This window comes from Halopseudomonas pachastrellae (genome assembly GCF_900114765.1).
Classification (GTDB): Bacteria; Pseudomonadota; Gammaproteobacteria; order Pseudomonadales; family Pseudomonadaceae; genus Halopseudomonas; species Halopseudomonas pachastrellae.
The window spans coordinates 1-13451 of record NZ_FOUD01000023.1; the positions used below are offsets into that span (position 1 = coordinate 1).

The 13451-nt window shown below is 58.1% G+C and carries 10 protein-coding genes and 3 tRNA genes; 5 read left to right on the forward strand and 8 right to left on the reverse strand.

Annotated features, from left to right (window positions below):
* Positions 1-275: 275 nt before the first annotated feature.
* Entirely contained in the window at positions 276-494 is a 219-nt protein-coding gene (locus BM116_RS16470) for a MerR family transcriptional regulator (RefSeq protein WP_083727840.1), read from the forward strand.
* Positions 495-1020: 526 nt separating this feature from the next.
* Here BM116_RS16470 and BM116_RS16475 read toward each other — a convergent pair.
* The 6 genes from BM116_RS16475 to gacA form a co-directional block, all read right to left on the reverse strand.
* Positions 1021-1107: transfer RNA gene (locus BM116_RS16475), tRNA-Leu, on the reverse strand.
* 11 nt (positions 1108-1118) lie between these two features.
* Positions 1119-1192: transfer RNA gene (locus BM116_RS16480), tRNA-Cys, on the reverse strand.
* Positions 1193-1240: 48 nt separating this feature from the next.
* Positions 1241-1316 (reverse strand) — tRNA-Gly (locus BM116_RS16485).
* Between the two features lie 319 nt (positions 1317-1635).
* Positions 1636-2205 carry a CDP-diacylglycerol--glycerol-3-phosphate 3-phosphatidyltransferase gene (gene pgsA, locus BM116_RS16490; protein WP_083727845.1) on the reverse strand — a complete coding sequence of 190 codons (570 nt, stop codon included), beginning with the start codon at positions 2203-2205 and terminating at the stop codon, positions 1636-1638.
* Positions 2206-2235: 30 nt separating this feature from the next.
* Positions 2236-4068, reverse strand: a complete 1833-nt coding sequence (uvrC, locus tag BM116_RS16495) for an excinuclease ABC subunit UvrC (RefSeq protein WP_083727839.1) — start codon at positions 4066-4068, stop codon at positions 2236-2238.
* The gene (gene gacA / locus BM116_RS16500; RefSeq protein ID WP_083727838.1) at positions 4065-4709 is read right to left on the reverse strand and encodes a response regulator transcription factor GacA; all 645 of its coding nucleotides are present in this window, start codon (positions 4707-4709) and stop codon (positions 4065-4067) included. Before gacA ends, uvrC begins: the two co-directional genes overlap by 4 nt.
* A 266-nt stretch (positions 4710-4975) precedes the next feature.
* Between gacA and BM116_RS16505 the strand changes: the two genes are divergently transcribed.
* The 3 genes from BM116_RS16505 to BM116_RS16515 all read left to right on the forward strand — a co-directional run bounded on the left by BM116_RS16505 (position 4976) and on the right by BM116_RS16515 (position 9123).
* Positions 4976-6910 (forward strand): DUF294 nucleotidyltransferase-like domain-containing protein, encoded by a 1935-nt coding sequence (locus tag BM116_RS16505; RefSeq protein ID WP_083727837.1) that lies wholly within the window; start codon positions 4976-4978, stop codon positions 6908-6910.
* Positions 6907-7617 carry a 3'-5' exonuclease gene (locus BM116_RS16510; protein ID WP_083727836.1) on the forward strand — a complete coding sequence of 237 codons (711 nt, stop codon included), beginning with the start codon at positions 6907-6909 and terminating at the stop codon, positions 7615-7617. Before BM116_RS16505 ends, BM116_RS16510 begins: the two co-directional genes overlap by 4 nt.
* A gap of 261 nt (positions 7618-7878) precedes the next feature.
* Entirely contained in the window at positions 7879-9123 is a 1245-nt protein-coding gene (locus BM116_RS16515; RefSeq protein WP_083727835.1) for an OmpP1/FadL family transporter, read from the forward strand.
* Between the two features lie 59 nt (positions 9124-9182).
* On the opposite strand, the gene BM116_RS16520 is transcribed toward BM116_RS16515, so the two are convergent.
* Together BM116_RS16520 and BM116_RS16525 are read right to left on the reverse strand one after the other, a co-directional pair.
* Positions 9183-10949: a sodium:solute symporter family protein gene (locus BM116_RS16520; protein ID WP_083727834.1), complete on the reverse strand. Its 1767-nt coding sequence runs from the start codon at positions 10947-10949 to the stop codon at positions 9183-9185.
* Between the two features lie 16 nt (positions 10950-10965).
* A complete protein-coding gene (locus BM116_RS16525; protein ID WP_083727833.1) occupies positions 10966-11232 on the reverse strand; it encodes a DUF4212 domain-containing protein in 267 nt (88 codons plus the stop codon).
* Positions 11233-11903: 671 nt separating this feature from the next.
* Here BM116_RS16525 and BM116_RS16530 point away from each other — a divergent pair.
* On the forward strand, positions 11904-13370 hold the full coding sequence (locus tag BM116_RS16530) for a spinster family MFS transporter (protein WP_083727832.1): 1467 nt from the start codon (positions 11904-11906) through the stop codon (positions 13368-13370).
* The last annotated feature ends 81 nt before the right edge of the window (positions 13371-13451 follow it).

Here is a 13451-nt window from a genome sequence, read left to right on the forward strand (position 1 = left end):
GGATGTTGGAGCGTTCTTCGAGACTGAGTTCGTGGTAAGACATGGCGACACCGTACAGGAAAGGTCAGGTGTTGCACTCAGTTTTTGCGGCCGCCCTTACTGAATGAGGTAGTGAGTATAGGAATCCTATACTGTTGCAAAATTTAAAAAGTCAATTATGGATTACAAAAAAATACAATTCATGGCTTTGCGCAATTATGGCTGGCGATTAACGTATATATTGACAACTGAGAGAGGGTTGTCGGCATGTCAATTTATCAAATAAAGGTTAATAGATGAGTACTGCTGTTTTAAGTCGTAATGAAGATTCTTGTGTTTACATTAGCGCTAAAGAGGCATCTATGCGGTTGGGTGTTTCTCAGAACACACTGAGGCACTGGCGGTATACGGGGCTACGTGATGATCTGTTGCCGTATAAATCGCGTATTGATCGCCGAGTTGTTTACAAAGAAGATGACGTAGAGAACTTCAAGAAGCACTATTTGTTCCAGTAATTTTTTGTTCACTGCCCGCTGGGCAGCTTAGTTCTCTTCCCCCCTTGGGAAGCTTGGCTCACTGTTTGAGCTCAAACTCGCACTACCCCGCCCCTGAGCTTGTGCTACACAACTGTTTCGGCAGATAGAGGTAGCACAATGACACTCGCCCCATCAGAGCTGAACGAACACGCTCGACAAGAGATCCAGGCTTACTCACGTGGCGAACAGTCTGCTGAAGCTACTGGATACAATCTCAGGAACCGCAAGCTGACACTGCCAGGCGAACCCAACCGGCGAGCTGGTGACGTGATACCTGAACCTTCAGACGAGGTCGTTCAGGCAGAGCTCAAGGCGCTGGATGAGCACAGAGAAAGGTATGGTCTTCCGCGTCCAGGCTTGGACTGAATAGCTGCGGTCAGCTGGGAAAAGATTCCAGGAGCTGCTGAAAATCAGGTCGAAAGTTTCCAAAAAGTTTCCAAGCAGCTTGGCGGCGCGATGAGAAAAAAATTTTTCGCCGTAACTTACTGATTTTGATGGAGAAATTTGGTGCCCGGAGCCGGGGTCGAACCGGCACGGATTGCAATCCGAGGGATTTTAAGTCCCTTGCGTCTACCAATTTCGCCATCCGGGCGAAAGTAAAGATGGAGGCCGAGGTCGGAATCGAACCGGCGTACACGGATTTGCAATCCGCTGCATGACCACTCTGCCACCCGGCCTCATAAGGGGACTATTCTGCTGTGGATGACGTCAACAGAATATGAATCTGGAGCGGGAAACGAGACTCGAACTCGCGACCCCGACCTTGGCAAGGTCGTGCTCTACCAACTGAGCTATTCCCGCAATATACATCTACTTCATCTGACCCATCGGGTCGCGAGACCTCGCGAGGCTATGCGCCCCACCCCGACCTCGTAAGGTCGTGCTCTACCAACTGAGCTATTCCCGCAATATACATCTACTTCATCTGACCCGTCGGGTCGCGAGACCTCGCGAGGCTGTGCGCCTCACCCCGACCTCGTAAGGTCAGTGCTCGATCAATCGAGCTGTTCTCGCAAAATCCTTGCCGGCGAAAACCACCGTTGTGGAGGTGTTGACCGCATCGGACGGCGCTCATTCTATCCTTCTGCGCCGACCTGTCAAGTTATTGATTCAAAAAAACTTATTTGGCGGGATTTTGATCACTGTCGGGGCGCAGGTGCGGCCAGGCAGCAATCAGGTAGACCACCATGGACCAGAGCGTCAGTACAGCCGACAACGCCAGCAGCACATAGCCCAGCATCACCCATAGCGTAAACTCGGGCGGGTTGGCCAAAAGGACCACCAGTGCCACCATCTGCAGCGCCGTTTTGTACTTGCCGAGCTGCGACACCGCAACGTGGGCGCGTGCGCCCATCTCGGCCATCCACTCGCGCAGAGCGGAGATGACGATCTCACGGCCGATGATGATGGCGGCCGGTGCGGTAATCCAGAAGTTGGCGTGATGCTGAACCAGCAGCACTAGTGCAATCACCACCATTAGCTTGTCGGCAACCGGGTCGAGAAAGGCGCCAAAAGGTGTGCTCTGCTGTAGCTTGCGGGCCAGGTATCCATCCAGCCAGTCGGTAATGCTCGCCAGGGTGAACACCACCGCAGCCGCCAGATAGCTCCAGTGGAACGGCATATAGAACAGCAGGATAAAAATCGGAATCAGGGCAACCCGGATAAGGGTCAGGATATTTGGGATGTTCATGGTCTCGACCATTGTTTGCAACAGGCCATTCTAATCGCTATGCAGGGCGGCATAAATCTGTTCTGCAAGTTTTTTACTGATACCCGGCGCCTTGGCTATTTCGGCGGCGCTGGCGCGCTTCAGTTCCTGCAGGCCGCCAAAATGGCGCAGCAGTTCACGCCGACGCTTGGGGCCAACGCCGGCAATGCCTTCCAGACTGGAGCTGGTGCGTGCCTTGCCGCGCCGCTGGCGATGTCCGGTGATGGCAAAACGGTGGGCTTCATCCCGGATATGCTGGATCAAATGCAGCGCAGGGGAATGACCGGGCAGCACCAGTTCATTATGCGGGTCGTTGAGATACAGGGTTTCCATGCCAGCCTTGCGGGTAACGCCCTTGGCGACGCCCAGCAGGGTCAGGTCATGAATGGCCAGCTCCTGCAGCACTTCGATCGCCATGTTCATCTGGCCTTTGCCGCCGTCAACCAGCAGCACATCGGGCATCTTGCCCTCCCCCTCTTTCAGTCTGCTGAAACGACGGTGCAGCGCCTGGCGCATGGCTGCGTAATCATCGCCGGCGGTAACGCCCTCGATATTGAAGCGGCGATAGTCGCTTTTCAACGGCCCCTCTGGTCCAAACACTACGCAGGACGCGACAGTCGCCTCACCGCTGGAGTGACTGATGTCGTAGCACTCGAGGCGGGTGGGCAGCTCGTCCAGTTGCAGCGCCTGCTGCAACGCCTCGAACCGCTGATGCACGTGCTGGCGGTTGCTCAGCAGGCTGGCCAGAGACTGCTCGGCGTTACCCGCAGCCAGGTCTAGCCAGCGCTTGCGGTTGCCGCGTACCCGGCTGGTAATGCTGAGATTGTAGCCACGCGCCTGAGCCAGGGCCTCGGCAATAATGGCAAAGTCGGCATGCTCGGCGTTGACGATCAGTTCAGGTGGCAGCTCGCGTTCGGCGGTGCCCAGATAGTATTGCGGCAAAAAGGCAGCCAAGACTTCGCCAGGCTGCTGCTCAATTGGCACGCGGGGAAAGTGGTTCTTGCTGCCCAGCACGCGGCCGTTGCGAACCATGACTACATGCACGCAGGCACCGCCTGGTGCCACCGACGCCGCGATGATGTCCACGTTGCCCTGCTCGGTATCCATGCTTTGTTGGTCTTGCACTCGCCTCAGTAGCGCAATCTGGTCGCGCAGCTCGGCGGCCCGCTCAAAGTCCAGATTCATGGAAGCCTGTTCCATCGCATTGGTCAGCTCCGTATTGAGGGCGTTGCTGCGGCCCTCCAGAAACATGACCGAATGACGCACGTCTTCGGCGTACTCGTCGGCGTCTACCAGGCCGACGCAGGGCGCTTTGCAGCGCTTGATCTGGTATTGCAGGCAAGGTCGAGTGCGATTGCGGTAGTAGCTGTCTTCGCACTGGCGTACCAGAAAGGCCTTTTGCAACAGGCCGAGGCTTTCACGAATGGCGCCGGCACTCGGATAGGGTCCGAAATAACGCCCTTTGGCGCGCTTGGTGCCGCGGTGCAGGCCCAGGCGCGGAAAGTCGTCATTGCTGGACAGGAAAACGTAAGGGTACGACTTGTCGTCGCGCAGCAGGATGTTGTACGGCGGGCGATTAGCCTTGATCAGGCTTTGCTCCAGCAGCAGCGCCTCGGTTTCGTTGGCGGTGATGGTGGTGTCAATCTGCTGGATGCGGCTGACCAGTGCCTCGGTCTTGGGGCTCAGGCCGGTTTTGCGGAAGTAGCTTGACAGGCGCTTTTTAAGGTTGCTGGCCTTGCCGACGTACAGCAATGCGCCGTCGGCATCGAACATGCGATAGACCCCGGGTTTGCTGCTGGCCGAGGCGAGAAAGGCGCGCGGATCGAAGGGTGTTGACTGACTCACTGTTGGCTGGCGTCGACCATGCCGTGGCGTACCGCCAGCAAGGTCAGCTCGACGTCACTGGTAATGCCAAGCTTCTCGAAGATGCGGTAGCGATAGGTGTTGACTGTTTTCGGGCTCAGGCACAACTTGTCGGAAATGCTTTGTACCTTTTCGCAGCCGACGATCATCAGTGCGATCTGGATTTCACGCTCGGAAAGGCAGTCAAATGGCGAGTCGCCACCGGGATTGAAGCGTTTCAGTGCCAGCTGTTGGGCGACGGTTGGGCTGAGATAGCGTTGTCCGGCGTGAACCTGGCGAATGGCCGATACCATTTCATCCAGGGCTGCGCCCTTGGTGACGTAACCGGCTGCGCCGGCCTGCATCAGGCGTGTGGGGAACGGTTCTTCATCACAGACAGTGACTGCGATGACCTTGAGGTTACGGTCATGCTGGACCAGCTTGCGGGTCGCTTCCAGGCCGCCAATGCCCGGCATACGCACGTCCATCAGGACGACGTCAGGCTTGAGCTCGCGTGCCCGGGTTACAGCGCTTTCGCCGCAATCGGCCTCGCCCACAACGGACAGGCCCGGGACATCGCCCAGCATACGACTGATGCCCATGCGTACCAGGTCATGGTCATCAACCACCAGCACCTTGATCAAGCACTACCCCTTGAACACACCGAACATTGTTATTCCTCCGCAACGGGAGGTGGCATCCCAGCACGCTGCCTTTCTTCTATACTCAAATCGGCCCGGTCAATTGCCCAACGTGCCGTTTGCGTCACAATACCAAAACGGCCTGCCAGATGAAATGACTTGTCTGCGTCTGGCGCGCCAACTTGCTGGTTGAAAGGGGGCGACATAGGTCGAATAGAGGGTTATGTGGCGGCGGCAGACAATCACCTCAAAACAACAGCTGTAGCGCCATGAGCAAAGACGACAAATTCGCCGAGGCGGGTAAAACCGCTGTCATGCAGAACGTTCAGGGGCTGATCGGCTTCCTGCAGAGCTACCCTCCTTTCAACCTGATGGAGCCGGCGCATCTTGCTTGGTTGGTCGAACATGCCCAGTTGCGCTTCTTTGCCGCAGGCGAACCAATTCTGCAGCCGCAGGATGGTCCGGTGCAGCGCTTTTTTATCCTCAAGCAAGGGCTGGTTCGCGGGGAACGTGTGGTTGCCGATGCTGACCGGCCGGATACCACGTTCGAGATCGGCACCGGCGAGTGCTTCCCCCTGGCCGCGCTGCTGGGCGAGCGAGCTACCCGCACCCTGCACCGCGCAGCGCAGGACAGCTTCTGCCTGACTATCGAGCGAGATACCTTTGTCACCCTGTTCAGCCGCTCGCTGCCGTTCCGTGATTTCGCCCTGCGTGGTGTCAGCAGCCTGCTGGATCAGGTTAATCAGCAAGCGCAAAAGCAGGCCAGTGAAACCCTCGGGGCTCATTATTCGCTGGATGCCCGGCTCGATGAACTGGTAGGTCACTCGCCCGTGCACTGCCTCCCGGATACCTCAATACGCAGCGCGGTGCGCCAGATGCATGAGGCCAGTGTCGGCAGCATTGTGATCACGGATGAAGGACTGGCGCCGCTTGGCATCTTCACCCTGCGTGACTTGCGCGCGCTGATTGCCAGCGATGAGGTTGACCTCACCCGCCCCCTGAGTACCGTTATGACGCCGGAGCCGGCCGCCCTGCCCTCCAGCGCCAGCGCCTTCGATGCGGCCATCGCCATGACGCAGCGGCATATTGCGCATATCTGCGTGGTGGACGGCGGCCGCCTGAGTGGCGTGGTTTCGGAGCGGGATCTGTTCTCCCTGCAGCGAGTCAACCTGGTGCACCTGGCGCGCACCCTGCGCCAGGCCGAGAGCGTTGAGCGTCTGGTAGCACTGCGCAGCCACATTCACCAACTGGTCGACAGCATGTTGGCCCACGGCGCATCGTCAGGGCAGATCACCCGAATCATCACCCTGTTCAATGATCACACCGTATGCCGTGTGATCGAACTGTGTATTGCCGAGCATGGTGACCCGGGTGTGCCGTTCAGTTGGCTGTGTTTTGGCAGTGAGGGGCGTCAGGAGCAGACGCTGCACACCGATCAGGATAACGGCATCATGTTCTCCGCTGCCTCCCCCGAGCAGGCCGAGGAACGGCGCGCGGTGTTGCTGCCGTTGGCCGAGAAGATCAACCAGGCGCTGGCCCAATGCGGCTTTACCCTGTGCAAGGGCAATATCATGGCCAGCAATCCTGAACTGTGCCTCTCGGCGCGTGAATGGCAGGCTCGGTTCGATCGCATTATCGCCAGTACCACGCCAGCCAATCTGCTCAAGTCGGCGATCTACTTTGATTTTCGGGTGGTCTGGGGCGATCGGCGTGCTGCGGATCAGGTATTCTCGGGCGTGCTGCGCAAGATCGGCAGCAATACCCTGTTTCAGCAGCAGATGGCGCAGAACGCGCTGCAACACAGGCCGCCTATTGGCCGGCTGCGCGACTTTGTTGTTGCTCGCAGTGGCGCCGAGAAGGACACGCTGGACATAAAGGTCCAAGGGCTTGGCCCCTTTGTCGATGGCGCCCGGCTGCTTGCGCTGGCCAACGGTATCGCTGCGAGCAATACCCAGGAGCGGCTACAGCAGTTGCGTCAGCGCGGCGTGCTGGATCCGCTGGATGCCGACGCCTACATCGAGGGCTACCAGTTCATTCAGCTGGTGCGCATGCAGCAGCACCAGCAGCAGGACCGCGAGCAGCGCCCGTTCAGCAATCGGCTTGACCCTGACAGTCTCAACCAGCTGGACCGCCGTATCCTGCGCGAGTCCTTCCGTCAGGCCAAACGCCTGCAGGGTAGTCTCGCCCTGAGGTACAACCTGTGAATCCGTTGAGCTGGCTGGGTGCCCGGCGTCAGGTGCTGAACAGTGAGCAGCAGGCGCGCCTGGCACGTTTGTCGGCCCCTCAGGCACTGGATGACACTCCGCTGGAGGGGTGTCGCCTGGTCGTGGTGGATCTGGAGACCAGCGGACTCAACGTCAACCGAGACCGTATTTTGTCCGTGGGTGCGGTGGTGGTCGAGAACGGCTGCATTGACCTGGGTAGTCAGTACGAGTGCACGCTGTTTCAGGAAAACCACCGGGTGACCGAGTCGGTACTGATTCACGGTATTGCCCCCAGTGAGGTCGCGCGCGGGGTCGCTCCGGCTGATGCGCTGCTGGACTTCATGTCCTTTGCCGACAACGCCGTGTTTGTTGCCTTTCATGCCGCCTTTGACCAGCGGATGTTGCAGCGCGGCCTGCGACAGACCCTCAATACCCGCCTGCGCCATGTCTTCCTCGACGTGGCCGAGCTGGCTCCGATGCTCTACCCGGAGGTCACGGGCAGGAAGACGCTGGATGACTGGCAAGACTACTTTCAGTTGCGCAACAGCCAGCGCCATCACGCCGCCGCCGACGCCCTGGCGACGGCGGAGATCCTGTTGATCCTGCTCAGCCGGGCCCGTGCCCAGGGGATTGCAACCCTGGCAGAGCTGAACGGCCGCCTGCGGCATTGGCGCCGCCTGCGCCAGGCAAGGATCGGCAGTCTGTAGGCGTTGTATTCCTGATCGCCGAAGATTAGAGCGTTTGCTCTACTTTTGTTGGTTTATTTCTCCAAACTGTACTGGATGATCGGCGCAGATGCTGTTAGCTTGCGCTCTCGTTTCATCACCTTCGAGTCATTGCCACCTTTTGTATCAAACTGCTGTGACGATCAACTTCGAACACCCTGACAGCCTCAGTGCAACCTATTCAATGAAGCTGCTGTCGACTGAATGAGACGTTTTCCCAAGACAGACACTCCGGAGCCTTCCATGAACAGACACGCCTGGCTGAAGTCATCCATTGCCCTAGCCGTCACCCTCGCCGCTTCTGGCGTTAACGCCAACGGTCTTAGCATCAACGAGCAAAGCGCTAGCGGCATGGGGACTGGATTTGCAGGACGCTCATCCTCCGCGGAGGACGCCAGCACCTTGTTTGGCAACCCCGCCGGTATGTCAAGGCTGGACAGAACTGAAATCAGCGGTGGTTTTGCGACCATCTTCGCCGAGACCGATATCGACAACGCGCAAGGCTTTGCCGCCGGCAGCAATGACGGCGATATGGTGCCGAACGCGGTAGTACCCTTTGGCTACCTGGTAACCCCGCTCAACGACCGCTGGCATGCCGGTATCGGTATCTACGCGCCCTTCGGTGTCATCAGCGATTATGAAGACGCGTTCCAGGGCCGTACGCACGGCCTGTACAGCAAGGTGCAGGTTGTCACCTTGCAGCCCACCCTGAGCTATCAGATCAATGACCGTGTCTCGGTCGGTTTTGGCCCCACCATCAACCGCATCAGCGGCAAACTGACCAGCCAGCCCTTGGCAGCGCTGGGAAGCAACGCGGAGGTCAATATCAAGGGTGATGACACTGGCTACGGTTTCAACGCCGGTGTGTTGGTGCAGGTTACTGACCAGGTTCGCTGGGGCCTGACCTATCACTCGGCGATCGAGTTTGGACTTGAGGGCCGTACACGCTTCAGCGGGTTTGGCACCTTCCCGGGGCTGGATGGCAGCTACGATGCTGCTCTGGATATCACCATGCCGGAATCGGTTGATACCTCAATTACCTGGGAAATGGACGACCGCTGGACGCTGTACGCGGGCGGTACCTGGACGCGCTGGAGCCGCCTGGATGCTATCGAGGTCGAGAACGGCGGCCTGCTTGCGCCCTATCAGCCTACCTTTGGCACTATTGAAGAAGATATGCAGTGGGATGATGTGGTTTCCTGGGCAGTTGGTGCGGCCTATCAGTTGAACCCGCAGTGGGTGCTGCGTGCAGGCTTTACCGTTGACCCGTCACCGACCAATGACACCCACCGTACCGTGCGTGTGCCGGTCTCGGACCGCAAGGTCTTCTCGCTGGGCGCAGGCTGGGATGTAACGCCGGACCTGACCCTGGACTTCGCCTATTCGTACCTGCGCGAGTCCGAAGGCGAAATCAACTATGCCGACTATTCGGCGGATTTCCGCAACTCGGCCCACGGTCTGGCTACCCAGGCAACCTGGCGCTTCTGATTTGTTGCCGGAATAAAAAACGCCCCGCAGATGCGGGGCGTTTTTATTTGCGCGGGTGCTTAGTGATCTACTGCTGCACCGGCGCCACGCGGGATACGGATATCCTCGATCAGGTGCTGGATCTTCTCCGGCGGCGCCTTGGTGACAGAGGCCACCAGAATCGCTGCGATGAAGTTGAAGATCATACCCAGGGTACCGATACCTTCCGGCGAGATACCGAACCACCAGTCATCAGCCGTTGCTGCCGGGTTGATGAACTTGTAGTAGACGATATAACTGAAGGTGAAGGTCAGACCGACGACCATGCCGGCGATCGCCCCCTCCTTGTTCATCTTCTTGGAGAAAATCCCCATGACGATGACCGGGAAGAAGGATGCCGCCGCAAGACCGAAGGCAAAGGCGACCACCTGCGCCACAAAGGCCGGTGGGTAAATCCCGAACAGACCCGCAATCGCAATGGCTACACCAGCCGCAATCCGCGCTGCCAGCAGCTCGTTCTTCTCGCTGATGTTCGGTGCCATGTTGCTCTTGAGCAAGTCATGGGATACCGAGGTCGAGATAACCAGCAGCAGACCCGCAGCAGTCGACAAGGCGGCAGCCAGACCACCGGCAGCAATCAGTGCCACTACCCAGCCCGGCAGTTGTGCGATTTCCGGGTTGGCCAGAACCATGATGTCACGGTCAACGTACAGCTCGGTGGCTGCGTCGGTCGGCTCGTTGCTCAGCAGACGCTCGCCATTGGCGCCGCGCTCGTCAGTGAACTTGGGTGCGCCAACAAAGGGTGCGCCCGGGCCGTACTGGATGATGCCGTCGTTGTTCTTATCCTGCCATGCAATCAGGCCTGCATTTTCCCAGGTGTTCAGCCATGCCGGTACTTCCTGGTAGGCGGTGTTGGGCACCGAGGTCAGCAGGTTGGTACGGGCAAAGGCCGCAACCGCCGGCGCAGTGGTGTACAGAATCGCAATGAACAGCAGCGCGTAACCTGCTGATTTACGAGCGTCACGTACGGTCGGGGTGGTGAAGAAGCGAACGATTACGTGGGGCAGACCTGCAGTACCCACCATCAGCGCCATGGTGATGAAGAACACATCAATGGTCGATTTGGAGCCGTCGGTATAGGCGCCAAAACCGAGTTCTGCTCCAAGCCCGTTCAAGCGCTCAAGCACCGATTGGCCCGTGCCTATGACTTCGCTGCCAAAGCCCAACTGCGGGATCGGGTTGCCGGTAATCAGCATGGAGATGTAGATGGCCGGAACCATGTAGGCGAAGATCATCACGCAGTATTGCGCCACCTGGGTGTAGGTGATGCCCTTCATGCCGCCGAGTACGGCGTAGAAGAACACGATAGCCATACCGATGACGACGCCGGTGTTGATGTCCACTTCCAGGTAACGTGAGAACACGATGCCGACACCGCGCATCTGGCCCGCTACGTAGGTAAAGGAAATGAAGATCACGCAGATCACCGCCACAACCCGGGCAGTCTGTGAGTAGTAACGCTCACCGACAAACTCCGGCACAGTGAACTTGCCGAACTTGCGCAGGTACGGAGCCAGACACATTGCCAGCAGCACGTAGCCACCGGTCCAGCCCATCAGGTACACAGAGCCGTCGTACCCGGTAAAGGAAATGATACCGGCCATGGAGATGAAGGATGCGGCAGACATCCAGTCAGCACCAGTAGCCATGCCGTTGGCAATCGGGTGTACGCCCTTGCTGGCCACGTAATACTCGCTGGTGCTGCCAGCTCGTGACCAGATTGCGATACCGATATACAGGGCAAACGTCGCCCCGACGAACAGATAGATCAGAGTTTGGGTATCCATCGCTGGACTCCTGTTCTTATTCTTCGTGGAAGTCGTATTTGCGATCGAGCTGGTTCATCTTCCAGACGTACACAAAGATGAGCACCACGAAGGCATAGATGGAGCCCTGCTGGGCGAACCAGAACCCCAACGGGAATCCGAAGAAGGTAATGGCGTTGAGTTGGTCGACAAACAGCACACCGGCACCGAATGAGACCACAAACCACACGACCAGCAGCATCATCATGAGTTTGAGGTTTTCACGCCAGTAACCGCGCGCCGCCTCTTCTTTTGACATGGACATTAGCGTCTCCATTGTTGTTGTTATTACGGCAGTAACGGTAGCACCGCCAATGCTGGCTGATTAGTAAGACTTTGGTAGAACGCGGCGCAGGAGCCTGTTTCTTTGGCTCTGGTTAATATTTGAATATTCTTGCAAGGCCTTGTTTTTATTGGGATTTATTTTTAAATAAAGCGTGGCCAGGCGGTGCATTAGACTAAGGAAGCACGGGTGGCAGTTTTAACCGCAGCCGGAGGGTAGTCATCGAGGTTTTCTTGAGTTTAAATCCCTGCTGCCCCATCCAGGGTGTTCCACTCTGAACGTTGTGCAGTACATGACGCCGGCTCGCAAACTTAACAAGCGAGCCTCCCCCGTTGAGACGGGGGCGGACCATTTTCTGCTGCTCAACCGTGCTGTGCTCGCCGGCAACCCCGCCGACTGTTAATACCCCGTCATTTGCATCATGGATTGGTGTCGCCCCTCTCATACGACTGTTTGGCACGCGGACCACGCCGCCCGGCGGCTGCGCTGTTATGTCGGTCCAACTGCTGACACGGCCGGTCACAAAGATTCACCGGCGATGAGCCGCAGCCAAGCCAATTGTCGATATGCTGAGGAGCGTGCGGTTAAGCATCAGGTGCGCCTGACAGCAGCCGGCATCTTCTAATAACAAGATATTCAGCAGGGGGTTGACCATGAGTGCCGTCATTGGCGGAGAAAACAGGGGCCAAGGCCAGTTGGCCGGTTATGGGTCCAAGGCGTATCGCAATTATGTACTTTTGGCGTTAACCCTGATCTACATCCTCAATTTCGTGGACCGTGCGCTGCTCGCAGTCGTCGGTCCGGACCTGGTACCGGATCTCAAAATCACCGACACCCAGTTCGGCCTTCTTACCGGCTTTGGTTTTGCCCTGCTCTACACCGCCGTGGGGATTCCGCTGGCGCGCTTTGCCGATGTTGGCCATCGTGTCTGGATCATGACCATCTGCGTTGCGCTCTGGTCGCTGATGACCGCAGCCTGCGGTCTTGCAACAGAAGTGACTATCGGCTCGATAACCATAGGGGCGTTCTGGATTCTGCTGATCTGCCGCGTTGGCGTGGGCATCGGCGAGGCAGGCTGTACGCCGCCGGCCAACTCCCTGATTGCGGATTACTTTATTCCGCGTGAGCGATCCCAGGCGCTGGGTTTCTATGCCATGGGCGTCACCTTGGGCACCATGGTTGCAAACCTGATTGGCGGCTGGGTCACCGACGTATTTGACTGGCGCACCGCCTTTTTTGTTGTCGGTTTGCCGGGCTTGCTGGTCGCCCTTGTCTTCAAATTGACGGTCAAGGAACCCCCGCGCGGCTACACAGACCCGCCGGAAACCGAGAAGAAGGAACGCGCAGGCCTGAAGGAGGCAATCCATGAGCTGATGGGCAAGCCGGCATTCTGGTTGATGACCGCTGGCGCCACCATTGCCGCGTTTTGCGGGTACGGTATCTCCTCGTTCCAGTCGCTCTTTCTCGTTCGTACCTACGAAATCACCGCTGGTCAGGCAGCTATCTGGATCAACACCCCGGTCGCGTTGTCGGCTGCGGTTGGCACCTTTGCCACCGGCTGGCTGGCGACCAGGATGTACAAAAAACATCCCGGTGCCATCGCCTGGGTGCCAGCGGCAGGTCTGACGCTGTCGGTGCCCTTCTATATTTATGCCTTTACCACTGACAACCTGCTCTATGCAGCAATCGGCCTGGTCATCGGCGGTTTCGTGAAGTACGGCTATCTGGCGGCTCAGTACACCATCGGCCAGGGTGTGGTCAGCATGCGCGTGCGTGCCATGGCCACGGCAGTGATGCTGCTGCTGGTCAACCTGCTTGGCTATGGCTTTGGTCCGCTGTTCATCGGTGCGGTGTCCGACATTTTCTTCAACTCCGGCGTTGCCGAGCTGGGTGTTGGCGCAGGTGAACTGGCGCGCAACCAATGTCACCCCGCCGTGGTCGGCCAGCTGAGCGAGAATCTGCAGCAAGTCTGTGGGCAGGTCTATGCGCAAAGCCTGCAGACCTCCATGGTCATCATGGCCTGCCTCTACGCAGCCAGCGGCCTGTGCTTCCTGTTGACCTGGCGCCGCCTGGACAAGGATATGGTGGACAGACAGGGTGAGACGCCAGCCACCGCGTAAATAACCAACCAGAGGGCGCATTGCGCCCTCTTTTGTATGCGGGTTAATTCGCGGCATGCGCGTAGCTGGACTACAGTGGTA

Excerpts from the sequence above, each read along its gene's own strand:
- BM116_RS16470 (WP_083727840.1), top strand. The coding sequence starts at position 276 with ATGAGTACTGCTGTTTTAAGTCGTAATGAAGATTCTTGTGTTTACATT.
- pgsA (WP_083727845.1), bottom strand. The coding sequence starts at position 2,205 with ATGAACATCCCAAATATCCTGACCCTTATCCGGGTTGCCCTGATTCCG.
- BM116_RS16505 (WP_083727837.1), top strand. The coding sequence starts at position 4,976 with ATGAGCAAAGACGACAAATTCGCCGAGGCGGGTAAAACCGCTGTCATG.
- BM116_RS16515 (WP_083727835.1), top strand. The coding sequence starts at position 7,879 with ATGAACAGACACGCCTGGCTGAAGTCATCCATTGCCCTAGCCGTCACC.
- BM116_RS16520 (WP_083727834.1), bottom strand. The coding sequence starts at position 10,949 with ATGGATACCCAAACTCTGATCTATCTGTTCGTCGGGGCGACGTTTGCC.
- BM116_RS16525 (WP_083727833.1), bottom strand. The coding sequence starts at position 11,232 with ATGTCCATGTCAAAAGAAGAGGCGGCGCGCGGTTACTGGCGTGAAAAC.
- BM116_RS16530 (WP_083727832.1), top strand. The coding sequence starts at position 11,904 with ATGAGTGCCGTCATTGGCGGAGAAAACAGGGGCCAAGGCCAGTTGGCC.